The sequence below is a fragment of the Plantibacter sp. VKM Ac-2876 genome (assembly GCF_015350715.1).
Taxonomy (GTDB): Bacteria; Actinomycetota; Actinomycetes; order Actinomycetales; family Microbacteriaceae; genus Plantibacter; species Plantibacter auratus.
The window spans coordinates 35,952-53,469 of record NZ_JADKSI010000004.1 but is presented as its reverse complement, the minus strand read 5'-3'; the positions used below and the strand labels follow the sequence as shown (position 1 = coordinate 53,469).

15 protein-coding genes are annotated in these 17,518 nt (G+C 69.9%); 13 read left to right on the top strand and 2 right to left on the bottom strand.

Annotation, left to right across the window (positions count from 1 at the left end):
• The first annotated feature begins 74 nt into the window (after nt 1-74).
• The 10 genes from ITJ62_RS16760 (at nt 75) to dapF (ending at nt 10,705) form a co-directional block, all read left to right on the top strand.
• Nucleotides 75-2,969 (top strand): DNA translocase FtsK, encoded by a 2,895-nt coding sequence (locus tag ITJ62_RS16760; protein ID WP_194604638.1) that lies wholly within the window; start codon nt 75-77, stop codon nt 2,967-2,969.
• A 2-nt stretch (nt 2,970-2,971) separates the two neighbouring features.
• Nucleotides 2,972-3,580, top strand: coding sequence for a CDP-diacylglycerol--glycerol-3-phosphate 3-phosphatidyltransferase (pgsA, locus tag ITJ62_RS16755; RefSeq protein WP_194604635.1), 609 nt, complete (start codon nt 2,972-2,974; stop codon nt 3,578-3,580).
• Nucleotides 3,577-4,092, top strand: a complete 516-nt coding sequence (locus ITJ62_RS16750; RefSeq protein WP_194604632.1) for a CinA family protein — start codon at nt 3,577-3,579, stop codon at nt 4,090-4,092. Before pgsA ends, ITJ62_RS16750 begins: the two co-directional genes overlap by 4 nt.
• A 219-nt stretch (nt 4,093-4,311) precedes the next feature.
• Nucleotides 4,312-4,620 carry a helix-turn-helix domain-containing protein gene (locus ITJ62_RS16745; RefSeq protein WP_056012120.1) on the top strand — a complete coding sequence of 103 codons (309 nt, stop codon included), beginning with the start codon at nt 4,312-4,314 and terminating at the stop codon, nt 4,618-4,620.
• A 92-nt stretch (nt 4,621-4,712) separates the two neighbouring features.
• Complete coding sequence (locus ITJ62_RS16740; protein WP_079707086.1) at nt 4,713-4,937, top strand: DUF3046 domain-containing protein; 225 nt, start codon at nt 4,713-4,715, stop codon at nt 4,935-4,937.
• 281 nt (nt 4,938-5,218) lie between these two features.
• Entirely contained in the window at nt 5,219-6,361 is a 1,143-nt protein-coding gene (gene recA, locus ITJ62_RS16735; protein ID WP_194604629.1) for a recombinase RecA, read from the top strand.
• Nucleotides 6,362-6,387: 26 nt separating this feature from the next.
• Nucleotides 6,388-7,266 carry a regulatory protein RecX gene (locus ITJ62_RS16730; RefSeq protein ID WP_194604626.1) on the top strand — a complete coding sequence of 293 codons (879 nt, stop codon included), beginning with the start codon at nt 6,388-6,390 and terminating at the stop codon, nt 7,264-7,266.
• Nucleotides 7,267-7,301: 35 nt separating this feature from the next.
• On the top strand, nt 7,302-8,903 hold the full coding sequence (miaB, locus tag ITJ62_RS16725) for a tRNA (N6-isopentenyl adenosine(37)-C2)-methylthiotransferase MiaB (protein WP_194604624.1): 1,602 nt from the start codon (nt 7,302-7,304) through the stop codon (nt 8,901-8,903).
• Nucleotides 8,900-9,814: a tRNA (adenosine(37)-N6)-dimethylallyltransferase MiaA gene (gene miaA, locus ITJ62_RS16720; protein ID WP_194604621.1), complete on the top strand. Its 915-nt coding sequence runs from the start codon at nt 8,900-8,902 to the stop codon at nt 9,812-9,814. The genes miaB and miaA overlap by 4 nt, the downstream gene beginning before the upstream one ends.
• Before the next feature lie 9 nt (nt 9,815-9,823).
• Nucleotides 9,824-10,705: a diaminopimelate epimerase gene (dapF, locus tag ITJ62_RS16715; protein WP_194604618.1), complete on the top strand. Its 882-nt coding sequence runs from the start codon at nt 9,824-9,826 to the stop codon at nt 10,703-10,705.
• Nucleotides 10,706-10,710: 5 nt separating this feature from the next.
• Here the strand turns inward: dapF and ITJ62_RS16710 are convergent, their stop codons facing one another.
• Complete coding sequence (locus tag ITJ62_RS16710) at nt 10,711-11,334, bottom strand: class I SAM-dependent methyltransferase (protein WP_194604614.1); 624 nt, start codon at nt 11,332-11,334, stop codon at nt 10,711-10,713.
• A gap of 41 nt (nt 11,335-11,375) precedes the next feature.
• Between ITJ62_RS16710 and hflX the strand changes: the two genes are divergently transcribed.
• A complete protein-coding gene (gene hflX / locus ITJ62_RS16705; RefSeq protein WP_228498742.1) occupies nt 11,376-12,980 on the top strand; it encodes a GTPase HflX in 1,605 nt (534 codons plus the stop codon).
• Between the two features lie 9 nt (nt 12,981-12,989).
• Here hflX and ITJ62_RS16700 read toward each other — a convergent pair whose 3' ends face one another.
• On the bottom strand, nt 12,990-13,904 hold the full coding sequence (locus ITJ62_RS16700; RefSeq protein ID WP_194604611.1) for a hypothetical protein: 915 nt from the start codon (nt 13,902-13,904) through the stop codon (nt 12,990-12,992).
• Nucleotides 13,905-14,140: 236 nt separating this feature from the next.
• Here ITJ62_RS16700 and ITJ62_RS16695 point away from each other — a divergent pair, with 236 nt between their 5' ends.
• Nucleotides 14,141-15,139, top strand: coding sequence for a methylenetetrahydrofolate reductase (locus ITJ62_RS16695; RefSeq protein WP_194604609.1), 999 nt, complete (start codon nt 14,141-14,143; stop codon nt 15,137-15,139).
• Nucleotides 15,136-17,463: a 5-methyltetrahydropteroyltriglutamate--homocysteine S-methyltransferase gene (gene metE, locus ITJ62_RS16690; RefSeq protein WP_194604605.1), complete on the top strand. Its 2,328-nt coding sequence runs from the start codon at nt 15,136-15,138 to the stop codon at nt 17,461-17,463. Before ITJ62_RS16695 ends, metE begins: the two co-directional genes overlap by 4 nt.
• Nucleotides 17,464-17,518 lie beyond the last annotated feature (55 nt).

Below are 17,518 nucleotides of genomic sequence, written 5' to 3'. Positions count from 1 at the left end.
CCCGGCGGATCGCGGATCGTGGACACCCCGCCAGCTTGCCGGGCTGCGTCGGTGGCGACGAGTACCGTGAACGCATGGCCGCACGTTCCAACTCGACCAGCCGTTCGCGCAGCGCTTCCTCGCCGAGCGGCGCTTCGTCGCGCACCACGAGCACGAAGACGAGCACCAAGCCCGGCCCCAAGGCGGGCGCGTCGACGACGAAGCAGCAGAAGACCGTCGCCTATCCGGCCGCCGAAGAGCAGCGCAGCGTGCTGACCTCGATGTGGCTCGGCCTCGCGCACGGCGTCGGTGGAGCGGTCCGCGCCCTCGGTCCCGAGCGCATCGCCAAGGAGGACCGTCGCGACGGCTTCCCCTTCCTGCTCTTCCTGCTGGCCGTCGTCGGTGCCGTCGTCGAGTGGTTCGGGGCGGCCGACCCGGTCGCTCAGACCTTCGACGCCTGGTCGTTCGGTGGCCTCTTCGGCCGACTCGCCTTCGTGCTCCCGGTCATCATGATCGTCTTCGCGGTCTGGCTGTTCCGGCACCCGGCCTCGGTCGACGACAACGGTCGCATCAGCATCGGCCTCGGTCTGCTCCTGATCAGCATCTCGGCGCTCTGTCACATCCACGGTGGCCAGCCGAACCCGAGTCAGGGCCTGCCCGCGTTGGCGCAGGCCGGCGGTCTCCTCGGATGGATCCTCGGCGCTCCGCTCGCCGCGATCATCACCCCGATCGGCGCGACCGTCCTCATCTCGCTCCTGATCCTCCTCAGCCTCTTCATCGTGACCAAGACGCCGCCGAACCGCGTCGGTGCCCGCGTGCGGCAGTTCTCCACCTGGATGTTCGGCGAGCAGCCGGAGGCACCAGAGGGAGAGCCCGCAGAGCCGAAGAGCGCACGGACGAAGCGACTCGACGACCTCGACGAGGAACCCGACGAGCCGGCGGCCCTGCCGTGGTGGCGTCGCAACACGAGCCGCCGCGAGGACGACCCGACGTTCGAGGACCCGCTCATGGGCGACAACATGACCGAGCTCCTCGGCCTCGAGAAGCCGTCCGGCGGATTCGACTCGCCGCTCGAACCGGTGGCCGCGCCTGCCGCGTCACCGAAAGCCGCGCCGGTGCACGACGCCTTCGGCTCCGAGCTCCTCGGCGACCTCGAAGCGGCGGAGAGCGCCGTCAAGCGGTTCAACACGGGCGAGATCAAGCCGCAGACGGGTCTGCACGACGACAGCATCCCCGGCGCGACCGAGGTCATCGAAGACCTCGACCCGGCGCTCCTCGGCGCACCCGACCAGATCGACTTCTCGGCGCGCCCGATGGCGCAGCAGGGCCAGGACGACACGCCGTACCGTCTCCCGTCCGCAGGGACGCTGGCGGCGGGGGAGCCCGCGAAGACCCACAGTGCGGCCAACGACGAAGCGGTCGCCGCGATCACGAGCGTCCTCGACCAGTTCGGCGTCGACGCGAAGGTCACCGGCTTCTCCCGCGGCCCGACCGTGACGCAGTACGAGATCGAGCTCGGCCCGGGCGTCAAGGTCGAGCGCGTCACGGCGCTCAGCAAGAACCTCTCCTACGCCGTGGCGTCCAACGAGGTCCGCATCCTCTCGCCCATCCCGGGGAAGAGCGCCATCGGTATCGAGATCCCGAACACCGACCGCGAGATCGTCACCCTCGGCGACATCCTGCGCTCGACGGCGGCCACGAACAGCAACCACCCGATGACGATCGGCGTCGGCAAGGACGTCGGCGGCGGCTACGTCGTCGCGAACCTCGCGAAGATGCCGCACCTCCTGGTCGCCGGGTCGACCGGCTCCGGCAAGTCGGTCTTCGTGAACTCCATGATCACCTCGCTGCTCATGCGCGCGAAGCCGAGCGAGGTGCGCATGGTCCTCATCGACCCCAAGCGCGTCGAGCTCGCGCCGTACGCGGGCGTCCCGCACCTCATCACGCCCATCATCACGAACCCGAAGAAGGCGGCGGAAGCGCTGCAGTGGGTCGTGAAGGAGATGGACATGCGGTACGACGACCTCGCGAGCTTCGGCTACCGGCACATCGACGACTTCAACAAGGCCGTCGTGGCCAATGAGATCGTCCTCCCCGCGGGCAGCGAACGCGTGCTGAAGCCCTACCCGTACCTGCTGGTCGTCGTCGACGAGCTCGCCGACCTGATGATGGTCGCCCCCCGCGACGTCGAGGACTCCATCGTCCGCATCACGCAGCTGGCCCGTGCGTCCGGTATCCACCTCGTCCTCGCGACGCAGCGTCCGTCGGTCGACGTCGTCACCGGCCTCATCAAGGCGAACGTCCCCTCGCGCCTCGCCTTCGCCGTCACGAGCGTCACCGATTCGCGGGTCATCCTCGACCAGCCGGGCGCCGACAAGCTCATCGGTCAGGGCGACGCCCTGTTCCTGCCGATGGGTGCGAACAAGTCCATCCGCGTGCAGGGTGCATGGGTCGGAGAGAACGAGATCCAGCGGGTCGTGGAACACGTCACGAACCAGGCGCGGCCGGAGTACCGGAAGGACGTCCAGGCCGTCGCGGAGCGCAAGGAGATCGACGCGGACATCGGTGACGACCTCGAACTCCTGCTCGCCGCAGCGGAGCTCGTGGTGTCGACGCAGTTCGGATCGACCTCGATGCTGCAGCGGAAGCTCCGGGTCGGTTTCGCGAAGGCCGGCCGGCTCATGGACCTCATGGAGTCCCGCGAGATCGTCGGCCCGTCCGAGGGCTCGAAGGCCCGCGACGTCCTCGTCACCGCCGAGCAGCTGCCGGGGGTCTTGGCCCGTCTGCGCGGCGAGGACGACGGTTCGGCCGCTCCGGCCCCCGCAGCGGCGGCCTCGACAGCCGCCGCGGCCGCCCCGGTCGTCGGTGCCGCCGGCGGCGTCGAGCCCGACCGCTACGGTGCGGACCCGGTCGAGGCCCAGTTCCAGGACTATCCTGAGGTCGAGGGCGGTTCTGACGAAGACGCCTGGAGTCTCACCGGTCGGGAGTAGACATGACGGCATCGAACGCGTCGGCCGCTGCGCCGCGCATCTCGAACTGGAACCTCCCGAACGCGATCACCGTCGCGAGGATCGTGCTCGCGCCGGTGTTCATGTGGATGCTGCTGGCGGACGACGGATCCGACGGCGCACTGCGGTGGTGGGCTGCCCTGCTCTTCGTCGTCGCGATCGCCAGCGACGGCATTGACGGGCACATCGCCCGCAGTCGCAACCTCGTGACGGACCTCGGCAAGATCCTCGACCCGATCGCCGACAAGGTGCTGACGGGCGGAGCGCTCGTCGCGTTGTCGATCCTCGGCGAACTGCCGTGGTGGGTCACGATCGTCGTGCTCGTGCGCGAGATCGGCATCACCGTCCACCGCTTCATCGTGATCTCCGACCATGTCGTCGCCGCCGCGTGGATGGGGAAGCTCAAGACCCTCGCACAGGCCGTCGCGATCTCGCTCGCCCTCGCGCCGTTCTGGGTGCTCCTCGGTGACTGGGTGCTCTGGGTGAACGCGGTCTTCATGACCATCGCCGTGCTCCTGACCATCGCGAGCGGCATCGACTACGTCGTCACCGCCGTCCGGGGGTCGCGCACCGACCGGCAGGTCAAGCGATGACGTCCGATGCCGTCAAGTCGGCCGACGCCGGGGCCGCCTCGGCGGTCCACGCGCTCATCGACGCCCGGTTGACGATCGGTGTGGCGGAGTCCCTGACCGGCGGGCTGCTGGCCGCGGCGCTCATCAGCGTGCCCGGCGCGTCCGCGACGGTCCGGGGCGGTGTGGTCGCGTACGACACCCGCCTGAAGCACTCGTTGCTCGGAGTCGACGCCGGCCTCCTCGCGCTCCATGGCGCCGTGCACCCGGAGGTGGCCCTCCAGATGGCCGACGGCGTGCGCCGTGCCCTGGCGATCGACGGGCTTCCGGCAGACGTCGGTATCGCCACGACCGGCGTCGCCGGACCCGACCCGCAGGACGGCCAGGCCGTCGGGACCGTCTTCGTGGGCATCGTGACGCGAGCGGGTGGACGGGTGGTGCCGCTCACCCTGGACGGAGGCCGTCAGGAGATCCGACACCGGACCGTGGAGCTGGCGTTGGAAGCGCTCGAGCGCGAACTCGGCGCACTCGAGTGAACGCCGACTCCGATCGGCGGAATACCGTCCGTTTCCATCGCGTTACAGATGACGTATTCACAAGAAAAGCCCAGTGATCCTGGTTACTGTTCGGCATACGGTGGTTGTAATGTTGGCCATCCACGAACGAGACGGCGATCAGCTGGGACGACGTGAATCCGCGTTGCAGAAGCAGAGCGCTGTACGACACGAGGTCGTAGAGCACAGAGGGAGGGTCACGTGGTTCTAGTCCGTCAAGAGATCGGCGACGTGCTGAGGGACTTCCGGTTGCAGAAGGGTCGCACGCTGCGCCAGGTGGCGAGCAAGGCGAGCGTCGCACTCGGATACCTGAGCGAGGTCGAACGAGGTCAGAAGGAGGCGTCGAGCGAGATCCTCGCTTCGGTGGCCGACGCCCTCGACACCCCCATCTCCGTCATCATGCGAGAGGTCGGCGACCGCCTCGCGGTCATCGAGGGTCTCTCCCCGAACATCCCGGACACCGTTCCGGACGAACTGGTCAACGAGCTGGACGAACTCGTCTCCCGCTGATCGAGCGAGCATGGCAGGAGAACGCCCCGGGATCCCTCTCCCGGGGCGTTTCCGCGTCCGGACGGACGACGGAGGAACGGACAGGAGCAGGAATGAAGCTGAGTGAGTTCAGGACGGCCGTCGCCGACGAGTTCGGCGCGGCGTACGGAGCGGTGCTCACCGGTGACCTCGGACTCACCGAGTTCGGCTCGAAGACCGCCGAGGAGGCGTTGCGCGCCGGTGTCCCGCCCCGCGACGTCTGGATCGCGCTGTGTACCGCGACCGACGTGCCGGACGAGCGACGCCACGGAGTCGGACGGCTGCAGCCGGGCGCGTAGCGCGTCCCGCGTCATGGGCGAAGCGGTCTTCGACACGCCGCCCGATCGGTATCGAACATCCGTTCTAGTGGTGCTAGTGTCCTCCACAGGATCATTCGTGAGTGCGTTCTGCACGGATCGGGCCGTCCGCCGGTGTATGTCGGTGGTGGCGCGTACCGTCGGAGACATCAGGAACGACCGACGCCTTGTCGCCCTCGGGCCCCGACCTTCAGCAGAAGCGGGTCCCGGAACACGCGGCGACAGCCTATAGGCACCCGACACCGAGCAGAGAGAAGCACACCATGCCAAGTCCAGCTGAACGCGAGAAGTCCCTCGAAACCGCACTCGCCCAGATCGACCGTCAGTTCGGCAAGGGCTCGGTGATGCGCCTCGGTAGCGACGAGCGCGCACCGGTCGAGGTCGTCTCCACCGGCTCGATCGCCCTCGACGTCGCACTCGGCATCGGAGGGCTCCCGCGTGGCCGCATCGTCGAGATCTACGGGCCTGAGTCCTCGGGTAAGACGACGCTCACGCTCCATGCCATCGCGAACGCCCAGCGTGCCGGCGGCATCGCCGCCTTCATCGACGCGGAGCACGCACTCGACCCCGAGTACGCCAAGAAGCTCGGCGTCGACATCGACTCCCTGCTCGTCTCCCAGCCCGACACCGGTGAGCAGGCGCTCGAGATCGCCGACATGCTCGTGCGCTCGGGCTCCATCGACCTCATCGTGATCGACTCCGTCGCGGCGCTCGTGCCCCGCGCCGAGATCGAGGGCGACATGGGTGACTCGCACGTCGGTCTGCAGGCCCGCCTCATGTCGCAGGCGCTGCGTAAGTTGACCGGTGGCCTGAACCAGACGAACACGACGATGATCTTCATCAACCAGCTGCGCGAGAAGATCGGTGTGATGTTCGGCAGCCCCGAGACGACCGCCGGTGGTAAGGCCCTGAAGTTCTACGCCTCGGTCCGCCTCGACATCCGTCGCATCGAGACGCTGAAGGACGGCACGGAGGCCGTGGGTAACCGCACCCGCGTGAAGGTCGTCAAGAACAAGATGGCTCCGCCCTTCCGGCAGGCCGAGTTCGACATCCTGTACGGCGTGGGCATCTCGCGTGAGGGGTCGTTGATCGACTTCGGTGTCGAGCACGCCATCGTCAAGAAGGCCGGCGCCTGGTACACCTACGAAGGCGACCAGCTCGGTCAGGGCAAGGAGAACGCCCGGAACTTCCTGCTGAAGAACCCGGACATCGCCGCTGAGATCGAGCGCCGGATCCTCGGCAAGCTCGGTGTCGGGGCCGAGGGTGCCGCCACCAAGAAGGCCGCGGATGCCGCCGCAGCCGAGGTCGCTGCTGCCGAGGCCGCCGCGCTCGAGGCGGCGACCGGTGGAGCCCCGCAGCTCGCAGCCGCCGGCGCAGCGAAGTCCGCCGCGAAGCGCAGCGCGTAACGCGCGCCCCGAACAGCGAGGTCACCATGGTCGTCTCCTTCCCTCCCGCCGGTCCGGCCGACGAGTCGTCGGAGCACGTGGCCCCCGTGACCTCGCTGTTCGGTCGCCGTCCGGCGCCCGATGCGGCTGCCGAGCCCGACGGTTGGTTCGTCGGGCAGACCGACGAGGCGCCGGTCGTGGCCGCGCCCGTCGCGCGTCCCGTCGCTCCGTTGCGGCGGACGTCCACCGAGCGCGCCGAGACGGAGACCACCCCGCCGCGCGACGTGTCGAGCGATGCCCCCGCGGCGACGAGCCCGACGACACCACCCGCGCCCGCCCCGCGGACGCTCGCCTGGACCTCGGCCGTCGAGGCGCCGGAAGACGACGACGCAGACGACCGCGCCGAAGCCGATGAGGTCGAGGCTCCGGTCGATCCGGAGGTCCGGCTGGCCGAACTCGACCTGCTCGCGGTGCGACGACTCGCCCGCCGTGGGTGTTCCGAGTGGGAGATCGCGGAACTCCTCCGCGGCCACGACGCCGCACCCGACGAGGTCGAGCACGTCCTCGCCGAGCTCCGCCGACGCGGCTATCTCGACGACGCCGAACTCGCGCGTCAGCTCGTCGAGAGCCTGCACACCCGCAAGGGGCAGTCCCGTGCGGTGATCGGCCGCGAACTGTCCTCGCGACGCATCGACCCCTCGATCGTCTCCGAGGCCCTCGAAGCCATCGACGACGACGACGAGCTCCGACGAGCGTTGGTCGTCGCCGAGAAGCGTGCCGGTCAACTGCGCTCCCTCGATCAGGCGACGGCCGAGCGACGTCTGTCGGCCTATCTCGCGAGACGCGGATACGGCTCGGCGATCATCCGTGAGGCGTGCTCGCGCGCCCTGTCGGGGTCGAAGCGTTCCGGCGTGAGTTTCCGCTGACCGGAGGCGTCTCAGGCCGCGCGTAGACTGCCGGTATGAGCAGCATCGTCGAGACGCCCACGGTCATCAGCGCCTCACCCGCCGCGATCGACGAGTCAGGTCGGCAGCGGAGCTATGAGGTCCGTACCTACGGGTGCCAGATGAACGTTCACGATTCCGAGCGGCTCAGCGGGTCACTCGAGGCCGCCGGATACGTCAAGGCGGACGGCGAGCAGGCGGACATCGTGGTCATCAACACCTGCGCGGTCCGCGAGAACGCCGACAACAAGCTGTACGGCAACCTCGGCCACCTGGCATCGATCAAGAAGCAGCGCAGCGGCATGCAGATCGCCGTCGGCGGTTGTCTGGCGCAGAAGGACAAAGAGGTCATCCTCCGGAAGGCCCCGTGGGTGGACGTCGTCTTCGGAACGCACAACATGGGCTCACTGCCGTCGTTGCTGGAGCGGGCACGGCACAACGACGAGGCCCAGCTGGAGATCCTGGAGTCGCTCGACACCTTCCCATCCACCCTCCCGACCAAACGCGATTCCAGCTACAGCGGTTGGGTCTCGATCTCCGTCGGGTGCAACAACACGTGCACCTTCTGCATCGTGCCGTCGCTCCGTGGCAAGGAGAAGGACCGTCGCCCGGGCGAGATCCTCGGTGAGCTGCGCGCGCTCGTCGAGGACGGCGCCATCGAGGTGACGCTGCTCGGGCAGAACGTGAACTCCTACGGTGTCGAGTTCGGGGATCGTCAGGCGTTCGGCAAGCTCCTGCGGGCGGCTGGCACGATCGAGGGCCTGGAGCGCGTCCGGTTCACGAGCCCGCACCCGGCTGCCTTCACCGACGACGTGATCGACGCGATGGCCGAGACGCCGAACGTGATGCCGCAGCTGCACATGCCGCTGCAATCGGGCTCCGACCGCATCCTCAAGGCCATGCGTCGCTCCTACCGGTCCGAGCGCTTCCTCGGGATCCTCGACCGGGTCCGGGCCAGGATCCCGCACGCGGCCATCTCCACCGACATCATCGTCGGGTTCCCCGGCGAGACGGAGGAGGACTTCCAGGAGACGCTCCGCGTGGTCGAGGCCGCACGGTTCGCCAGCGCCTTCACCTTCCAGTACTCGATCCGTGCCGGCACACCGGCGGCCACCATGCCCGATCAGGTCCCGAAGGCCGTCGTGCAGGAGCGGTACGAGCGCCTCATCGCGTTGCAGGACCGCATCAGTCTCGAGGAGAACCAGGGTCAGGTTGGCCGGCAGGTCGAGTTGCTCGTCGCGGTCGGCGAGGGCCGCAAGAACGACGCCACGCATCGACTGAGCGGGCGGGCCGAGGACTCCCGGCTCGTCCACTTCGAGGTGCCGGCGGGCTCCGAGGTGCCGCGACCGGGCGACGTCGTGACCGTGACCATCACCGAGGCAGCGTCGTTCCACCTCATCGCCGACGCACCCGGCGGTGAGCCCCTGCGGGTCCGTCGGACGCGTGCTGGAGACGCCTGGGATCGAGCTCAAGCCGATTCCTGCGGTGTGCCGACGACGGCCGCAGCGGCGGAGCCGGGCCGGGTCTCGCTCGGCTTGCCGGGCCTGCGCATCGGGGCACCGACCGTCGGCGTGACCACGTCTCCCATCTACGACCCGAGCGACGGCGAACGTCGGTGACCGGCTTCCTCGCGGTCGTCGGAGCGACCGGGACGGGGAAGTCCGCACTGTCGCTCGAGCTGGCGACCGCTCTCCGCGAGGCGGGGCGTCCAGCCGAGATCGTCAACGCCGATGCCATGCAGTTCTATCGGGGCATGGACATCGGGACCGCGAAGCTGCCCATGGAGGAGCGGCGCGGGATCCCGCACCACCTCTTCGACGTCCTGGACGTCACGGAGGAGGCGTCCGTCGCCTGGTACCAGCCGACGGCTCGTGCCGTGATCGACGACCTCACCGCGCGTGGGGTGACGCCGATCCTCGTCGGCGGTTCCGGGCTGTACGTCTCGAGCGTCATCCATGACTTCCGGTTCCCGCCGAGAGACCGCGCCCTGCGCGAGCGCTTGGAACGGGAACTCGCGGAGGAGGGGCTCCCGGCGCTCATCGAGCGGCTCCGCCTGGCCGATCCCGCGACCGCCGACCGCATCGATGCGGCGAACGCCCGCCGGGTCGTGCGCGCACTCGAAGTCCACGAGTTGGCCGAGCGCGGCCACGGTGCAGCGCTTCCGGAACGCCCCGTCCCCTGGCGGCCGGTCGAGGTCATCGGGGTGTCGACGCCGCGAGAGGTCCTCGTCGAGCGCCTCGACCGGCGCGTCGAGATGATGTGGGACGCGGGACTCGTCGCGGAGACAGCCGAGCTGCTCGGCTACGGCCTCGAGCAGGGTGTGACCGCCGGCCGTGCGATCGGCTACGCGCAGGCGGTGGCGCAACTGCGGTCGGAGCTCACCGAAGCTGAGGCGATCGCCGAGACCCAGCGACTGACGAGGCGGTACGCGCGCCGTCAGGTGAGCTGGTTCAAGCGCTATCCGGCGATCACGTGGGTGGAGGGCGGCAGCGCCGAGGCGAGTGAGCTGGCCCGCCGGGTGCGCCCGTAGACTGGTCGGATGGCGTCGACACTCTCCTTCACGAAGGGCCACGGCACGGGCAACGACTTCGTGCTCTTCTCCGACCCCGACGGCCAGGAGGCCCTTGATCCTGGCCAGATCGCGGCGCTCTGCGACCGGCATTTCGGGATCGGGGCCGACGGCGTCATCCGCGCCGTCCGGTCCGCGAACCTCGATGCCGGGGCGGCCGTGCTCGCTGAAGACCCTGCCGCGGAGTGGTTCATGGACTACCACAACGCCGACGGTTCGGTCGCGGAGATGTGCGGCAACGGCATCCGGGTGTTCCTGCACTACCTGCTCGAGAGCGGGCTCGTGGAGCTGGCTCCCGGCGAGCAGCTCGCCATCGGCACCCGCGCCGGCGTCCGGATGGTCGGCTACGACCCGCTCGGCTACGTCGTCGACCTCGGCCGCTGGAGCCTCGACGAGCGCGAGACGCTCGTCCGGGTGAAGGGGCTGCCCGTGGCGCGCCCGGGGATCGGGATCGACGTCGGCAACCCGCACGTCGTCGTCGCCGTCGCCGACGCCGCCGAACTCGACGGAGCGGAACTGGAGTACGTCCCACAGCTCGACCCCGTACCGCCGCACGGTGCCAACGTCGAGCTGGTCGTCCCGGGTGAGCCGCTCATCGCCGACGGCGTGGCCCGGATCCGCATGCGCGTCCACGAGCGCGGGAGCGGCGAGACCCTGAGCTGTGGCACCGGGACGGCTGCCGCGGCGCTCGCGTTCCGCCACTGGGCGGGCGCGGCGGCTCCGAACGACTGGCGCGTCGAGGTGCCGGGCGGAGTGCTCGGGGTGCGCATGGTTCCCGGCGCAGACGGCGAGCACGTGGTGCTGGCCGGACCGGCGACGCTCGTCTACTCCGGGACGATCACCCTGGCCTGAGCCGGTCAGGCCGAACGGAGCTCCCGACGCCGGGCGTGCAGGACGCGGAAGCCTTTGGCCATGGCCGCACGTCCGACGTGGAACGACGTCGGCAGCTGCTCCTGCAACCACTTCTGCAGCGAGTCCGAGCCGAGGTTCTTCTGCACGACGAGCCAGGCGTCACCCTCGTCCTCGAGCCGCGGCAACCAGTGCATGAGCATGCGGTGCAGTTCGTCCTTGCCGACGCGGATCGGCGGGTTCGACCAGATGGTCGCGAAGCGGACCGTGTCGGGGACGTCGTCGGGGAGGACGGCACGGATGTTGTCGAGCCCGAGGCGTTCCGCGTTGATCCGCGTCAGGTCGAGCGCCCGTTCGTTGACGTCGACCGCCCAGACGGTCGCGTCCGGCGACGCGAGCCCGAGCGACAGGGCGATCGGACCCCAGCCGCAGCCGATGTCGAGGAGGTCGCCCGTCGGCGGGGGAGGAGGGGTGTTCGCGAGCAGCACCTGGGTGCCCTGATCGAGGTGACCCGGACTGAAGACACCGCCCGCCGAGACGAGCGACCGGTCGACGCCGCCGAGGCGTGCGGTGATCGGTTTGAGCTGCAACTCGCTCGCGGGTTCGGCGGTGAAGTAGTGCTCGTTCGACATACAGGAACGGTACCGGACCAGGAGGAAGTAGGGTTAACGCGATGCCTAGACCACCGATGGACGCACCCCAGGACCACGCAGACGACACCGATGTCGATGTCGAGGCGGTGGTGGACGACGCCTCGGTCACCGATCCCGACGACGTCGTCGCACGCGTGCTCACGAGCGCCGCGTCCCGATCGAGCGGGTACACCCTGTTCGGCAGCGGTGCAGCGGCCCTGCAGACGGGCGATGCCTCAGGCGGCAGCTCCGACGACGGCGAACAGTACGACCGCGAGGACCGACAGGCCCTCCGTCGCGTCGCCGGGCTCTCGACCGAGCTCGAGGACGTCACCGAGGTCGAGTACCGGCAGCTCCGGCTGGAGAACGTCGTCATCATCGGCGTCTACCCGCAGGGTGCGCTCCACGACGCGGAGAACTCCCTCCGCGAACTCGCAGCGCTCGCGGAGACCGCCGGCGCCGTGGTCCTCGACGGGCTCCTGCAGCGCAAACCGCACCCCGACCCGAGCACGTATCTCGGTCGAGGCAAGGCCCAGGAGCTGAAGTCCATCGTCCAGGCGCTCGGCGCCGACACGGTGATCGCCGACACGGAGCTCGCACCCAGCCAGCGTCGCGCCCTCGAGGACGCGGTCGGCGTGAAGGTCATCGACCGCACGGCGGTCATCCTCGACATCTTCAGCCAGCACGCGAAGAGCCGAGAGGGCAAGGCGCAGGTCGAGCTCGCCCAACTCGAGTACCTCCTGCCCCGCCTCCGCGGCTGGGGTGAGTCCATGAGCCGTCAGGCCGGTGGCCAGGTCGGTGGTGCCGGTGCCGGTATGGGGTCGAGGGGCCCGGGTGAGACGAAGATCGAACTCGACCGACGCCGCATCCACACCCGGATGGCGAAACTGCGCAAGTCGATCACGGCGATGAAGCCGGCGCGCGAGGCCAAGCGGGCCAACCGTCGCCGTAACACGGTGCCGTCGGTCGCGATCGCGGGGTACACGAACGCCGGTAAGTCGAGCCTGCTGAACCGCATCACGAAGGCCGGCGTCCTCGTCGAGAACTCGCTCTTCGCGACGCTCGACGCGACGGTCCGACGCAACGTGACCTCTGACGGACGCGAGTACACCCTGGCCGACACGGTCGGCTTCGTGCGCAACCTGCCGCACCAGCTGGTCGAGGCCTTCCGCTCGACGCTCGAAGAGGTCGCCGACAGCGACGTCATCGTGCACGTCGTCGACGCCGCGCACCCGGACCCGGCCGGACAGATCGCCACCGTGCGCGATGTCATCGGCGAGGTCGGTGCTCGGCACATCCCCGAGCTGGTCGTGTTCAACAAGGCCGACCTCGTGGACGACGGCCAGCTGCTCGTGCTCCGCGGACTCGTCCCGGACGCCGTCTTCGTGTCGGCCCGGACCGGTCTCGGGATCGACGAGCTCATGGAGCGCATCGAGACGCTGATCCCGTCGCCGAGCAACGAGGTCCACGTCATCGTGCCCTTCGACCGCGGAGACCTGGTCACGCTGCTGCACGAACGCGGCAAGGTGCTGTCGACGGACTACGACGAGCGTGGCACGATCGTGCACGCCCTGGTCGGTGCCGAGCTCGCCGCCGCCCTCGCGCCGTTCGCCGAGGTCGTCCCGGCACCCGCCGTGGCCGGCTGAGCCGACTCCTCACTCGCAGCGCGCGCGGACGGCGTCCTTGAGCGCCTCCGCCGTGTCGGCGTCGAGCGGGAGGGTCATGACGACCTCCGGACCGTCGTCGATCCGCACGACGAGCGGGAAGAGCGTTCCCACCTTGTCCTCCGCCAGGGCGTGCGGGTCGCACCGGGTCGGGACGATCCGCAGTTCGATGGACTGCGGACCGCTTGCGGCGTCGACGGTCAAGCTGAGCGGCCAGTTCTGGGATGGGTCAGCGCCGACGTCCGTCGGCGCCGGTCGTAGCAGCACCGTCGAGCGCAGCGCGACGAGCTCCAGCCGACCCGAAGCGCCGGTCGGCACCGCCGTGACCGTCATGACGGCGACCGTCGTGGCTCCGGTACCTTCGAGGCGGATCCCGGGAGCTGCGGCCACCTCGGCGATGCGCTGCACGGCCGCCACCGTGCACGTCGAGGCACGGATCCGCTGCAGCGCGTTCGTCGGATCGGGGAGGTCGGCGGCGGACAGGACCGCGCCGTCGTCGAGTCGGAGCAGGAGATCGACCTGCGACTCCCCGTCGCGAGCGTCGCAGTCGATCGGGGGCAGCTCGACGGCGAGGTCCGTGGTCTGTCCAGCGCGGACCGTCGAGGATCGGTCCCGGACGGTCGGCGCGGTGAACGCCGACCCCGCCAGCTCGAGTCCGACGATCGTGATGTCGTGGTCGCCGCCGTTGCCGACCCGGACGATCGCGGCGGCGCTCGCGTACTGGTCGCGGTTCTGGCGGAACTCGATCACGAGGTCCTCCGCTGAGGCTGCGCGCGTCGTCGGCGGCACGGGCGAACCGGCGGTCGTGCACCCGGACACGGCGAGCACCACCGCCACGCAGGACGCGATGACGCGCGAGCCGAGTGCTGGACGCTCGTCGCCCCGGTGCCTGGTGCCCACGGTCATGGCATCAGCGTAGGACCGGAGCGCCGCCGGGGGAATGTGTCGCAGGATGACGCTGTCGGACGGATGTCCGTCGCGCGGATCGTCGGGCGTTGCTATCGTCGTGCGCATCGTACCCGCCCTCACCGGCGGAATCGGAGCGACAGCCGAGCCCGGCACCCGCCCACGACACACCAGCGGAACCGCTGCGTGCTGCGTGGTCGCCGGCTCTCGATCCGCTGCCACCGAGACGAGACCTCATGATCACGACGGAGCCCGCCTGTCCCGGGCGCACCCCCTTCTCGTTCGAGCTGTACCCGCCCAAGACGCTCGACGGCGGCATCGCGCTCGCACGGACTGTCGAGCACCTGGCCGCCGCCGGCCCGGAGTTCATCTCCGTCACCTTCGGCGCCGGTGGTTCCTCGCGAACGGCGAGCCTGGACGTGCTGCGGAGCATCCGGACGTCGACCTCGGTGGACCCGATGGCCCATCTCACCTGCGTCGGTTCGACGCACGCGCAGGCCAGCCGACTCATCAAGGACTTCCTCGATGCCGGGGTGCACAGTTTCCTCGCGCTCCGCGGCGACCCGCCCGCCGGAGCCGTCGAGGGGGACGCCTTCCTCGGTGATCTGGGGAGTGCCGCGGAACTCGTGCAGCTCATCGGCCGGGTCAGTGCCGAGCACGAGCCCTACGCCGAGGGGTCGCTGGTCGGCCTCCCGGGTGCGGTGCAGCTCGGGCGACGCCATCGGCCGCGGATCGCGGTCGCCGCGTTCCCCAACGGTCACCCGCGCTCACGGTCGACGACGCAGGACCTCGACACCCTGTTGGCCAAGCAGGCGGCGGGGGCGACGCTCGCCATCACCCAGCTCTTCTTCCATGCCGACGACTACCTCGCCTTCGCCGAACGTGCGAGACGTCACGGCGTCACCATGCCCATCCTGCCGGGCGTGATGCCCATCACGAGTCCGGCGCGGCTGCGTCGGGTGCTCGAGCTCAGCGGCGAGGCGCTCCCGAGCGACCTTGCCATCGCGCTCGAGGTCGAGCCGGACGAAGCGGGACGGATCGACATCGGCATCGACTACTCCGCCCGACTCATCCGCGACGTCGTCGCGGGCGGCGCGCCGGGCGTCCACCTCTACGCCTTCAACCAGCATCGGACGGTGCTCGACGTGTTGCACCGTGCCGGCATCCCCGTGCAAGGCGACCGACCGGTCCGTCATCCCATCCCCGATCCACTCACCAGCAAGGACGCACGATGAACCCCACCTCCGCCTTCCCCGTCGGCACCATCCTCGGCTACCCGCGCATCGGGCCGAACCGGGAGCTGAAGCGCGCCGTCGAGTCCTTCTGGGCCGGCCGGATCGACGCCGAGGCGCTCGAGCGGACGGCCTCCGAGCTGCGCGCCGCCACGCGTGCCCGCCTCGCGGGGCTCGGCCTCGACCCGACGAGCGCCGCGATCCCCGAGAGCTTCTCGTTCTACGACCAGGTCCTGGACGCCGCGCTCACCGTCGGCGCCGTCCCGGAGCGCTTCTCGTCGCTCGTCGGGGCCGACGGTCGGGTCGACCTCGCCGGGGCGTTCACGATCGCTCGTGGCGCCGGCGACCTCGCACCGCTCGAGATGACGAAGTGGTTCGACTCGAACTACCACTACCTCGTCCCGGAGATCGGCGAGTCGACGCCGTTCGCGCTCTCCGACGACCGAGTGGTCGAGCAGTTCCGCGAGGGCCTCGCCGAGGGGTACGTGACGCGGCCGGTGATCGTGGGCCCCGTGACGTTCCTGCTGCTGTCCAAGGCGGCCGAGGGGGCCTCAGCGGGATTCGCCCCGATCGACCGACTGGAGGCGTTGCTGCCCGTCTACGCGGAACTCCTCCGGCGCCTCGCCGCTGCCGGCGCGCCCTGGGTGCAGCTCGACGAACCCGCACTCGTTTCGGAGACGTTCGACGTGCCGAGGTCGACGGTCCTCGCGGCGCTCGAACGATCGACGGCCGTCCTGTCCGCCGTGTCGGACCGCCCGTCGATCTTCGTCGCGGCTCCCTACGGCGCCTTGGGCGACGCCCTCCCGGTGCTGGCCGACTCGGGGGTCGAGGCTGTCGGTGTCGACCTCGTCCGAGGAGGCCTGCCGGACTCGTCGGCCGGACTCGCGTCGAAGACCGTCGTCGCTGGCGTGATCGACGGCCACAACGTGTGGCGCGGCGACCTCGTGGCCGCGGCCGACCTGCTCGCGAGCGCGGCGGAGCGCTTCCCTCAGCTCGCGGTGTCCACCTCGACGTCGCTCCTGCACGTCCCGCACGACGTGTCGGTGGAGACGAAGCTCGACCCCCGTCTCCGGAGCTGGCTCGCCTTTGCCGACCAGAAGGTGGATCAGATCGCGGTCCTCGCACGCGGTCTCACCCAAGGGCGTGCGTCCATCGCGGCCGAGCTCACCGCAGCGTCGGCCGCGCTCGACGATCGGCTGGCCGCGCCCGGGGTCGTCGATGCCGCCATCCGCGCACGGACGGCAGCGCTCGCACCGGCGGACTTCACCCGAGACGACTACCAGGAGCGCGCTACGGCGCAGGCGCAGGCGCTCGGCCTGCCGTTCCTCCCGACGACGACGATCGGCTCTTTCCCGCAGACCGGCGACATCCGTCGCGCCCGCGCGCAGCGGCTCGCCGGGACGCTCGACGAGGAGGCCTACGTCGCGACGATGCGCGCGGAGATCGGGCGCGTCGTGGCGCTGCAGGAGGACCTCGGCATCGACGTCGTCGTCCACGGTGAGCCCGAGCGCAACGACATGGTCCAGTACTTCGCCGAGCACCTCGACGGGTTCGCCGTGACGGAGCACGGGTGGGTGCAGTCCTACGGTTCGCGATGCACCCGTCCGTCGATTCTGTGGGGTGACGTCTCGCGGCCGGCGCCGATCACGGTCGAGTGGTCGGCCTACACGCAGTCGTTGACCACCAAGCCGGTGAAGGGCATGCTCACGGGCCCGGTGACGATCCTCGCCTGGTCGTTCGTGCGCGACGACCAACCGCTCGCCGAGACGGCGAACCAGGTCGCCCTCGCCCTGCGCGACGAGATCGCCGACCTGGAGCGGGCCGGCATCCGCATCATCCAGGTCGACGAACCAGCACTCCGCGAACTACTCCCGCTCCGGCGGGCCGACCAGGGGTGGTACCTCGACTGGTCGGTGGGCTCCTTCCGGCTGGCGACCGCGGGCGTGCGCGCCGAGACGCAGATCCACACCCACCTCTGCTACTCCGAGTTCGGTGTGGTGATCGACGCGATCCGGCGCCTGGACGCCGACGTGACGAGCATCGAGGCGGCCCGGTCTCGGATGGAGGTCGTGTCCGACATCCGGGCGAGTGGTTTCGACCACGGCATCGGCCCGGGCGTCTACGACATCCACTCGCCTCGGGTGCCGAGCGTCGCTGAGGTGACGGCGTTGCTCGAGATCGCGCTGGAGGGGATCCCGCAGCGCCAGGTCTGGGTGAACCCGGACTGCGGACTCAAGACGCGAGGGTACGAGGAGACGGTCGCCTCCCTCGCCAACATCGTCGAGGCCACGCGTGCGGTCCGCGCACGGGTCGGTGCGACCGGCTGACGTCGTCGGTCCGGCACGGACGAGGGCCGGGACGATCCACGGATCGTCCCGGCCC

Bases quoted from the DNA above. Each gene is read 5' to 3' on its own strand.
- ITJ62_RS16710 (WP_194604614.1), bottom strand. From the start codon at position 11,334: ATGTCGAACGAGCACTACTTCACCGCCGAACCCGCGAGCGAGTTGCAG.
- ITJ62_RS16750 (WP_194604632.1), top strand. From the start codon at position 3,577: ATGACGTCCGATGCCGTCAAGTCGGCCGACGCCGGGGCCGCCTCGGCG.
- ITJ62_RS16730 (WP_194604626.1), top strand. From the start codon at position 6,388: ATGGTCGTCTCCTTCCCTCCCGCCGGTCCGGCCGACGAGTCGTCGGAG.
- recA (WP_194604629.1), top strand. From the start codon at position 5,219: ATGCCAAGTCCAGCTGAACGCGAGAAGTCCCTCGAAACCGCACTCGCC.
- ITJ62_RS16740 (WP_079707086.1), top strand. From the start codon at position 4,713: ATGAAGCTGAGTGAGTTCAGGACGGCCGTCGCCGACGAGTTCGGCGCG.
- miaB (WP_194604624.1), top strand. From the start codon at position 7,302: ATGAGCAGCATCGTCGAGACGCCCACGGTCATCAGCGCCTCACCCGCC.
- ITJ62_RS16695 (WP_194604609.1), top strand. From the start codon at position 14,141: ATGATCACGACGGAGCCCGCCTGTCCCGGGCGCACCCCCTTCTCGTTC.
- metE (WP_194604605.1), top strand. From the start codon at position 15,136: ATGAACCCCACCTCCGCCTTCCCCGTCGGCACCATCCTCGGCTACCCG.
- dapF (WP_194604618.1), top strand. From the start codon at position 9,824: ATGGCGTCGACACTCTCCTTCACGAAGGGCCACGGCACGGGCAACGAC.
- pgsA (WP_194604635.1), top strand. From the start codon at position 2,972: ATGACGGCATCGAACGCGTCGGCCGCTGCGCCGCGCATCTCGAACTGG.
- hflX (WP_228498742.1), top strand. From the start codon at position 11,376: ATGCCTAGACCACCGATGGACGCACCCCAGGACCACGCAGACGACACC.
- ITJ62_RS16760 (WP_194604638.1), top strand. From the start codon at position 75: ATGGCCGCACGTTCCAACTCGACCAGCCGTTCGCGCAGCGCTTCCTCG.
- ITJ62_RS16700 (WP_194604611.1), bottom strand. From the start codon at position 13,904: ATGACCGTGGGCACCAGGCACCGGGGCGACGAGCGTCCAGCACTCGGC.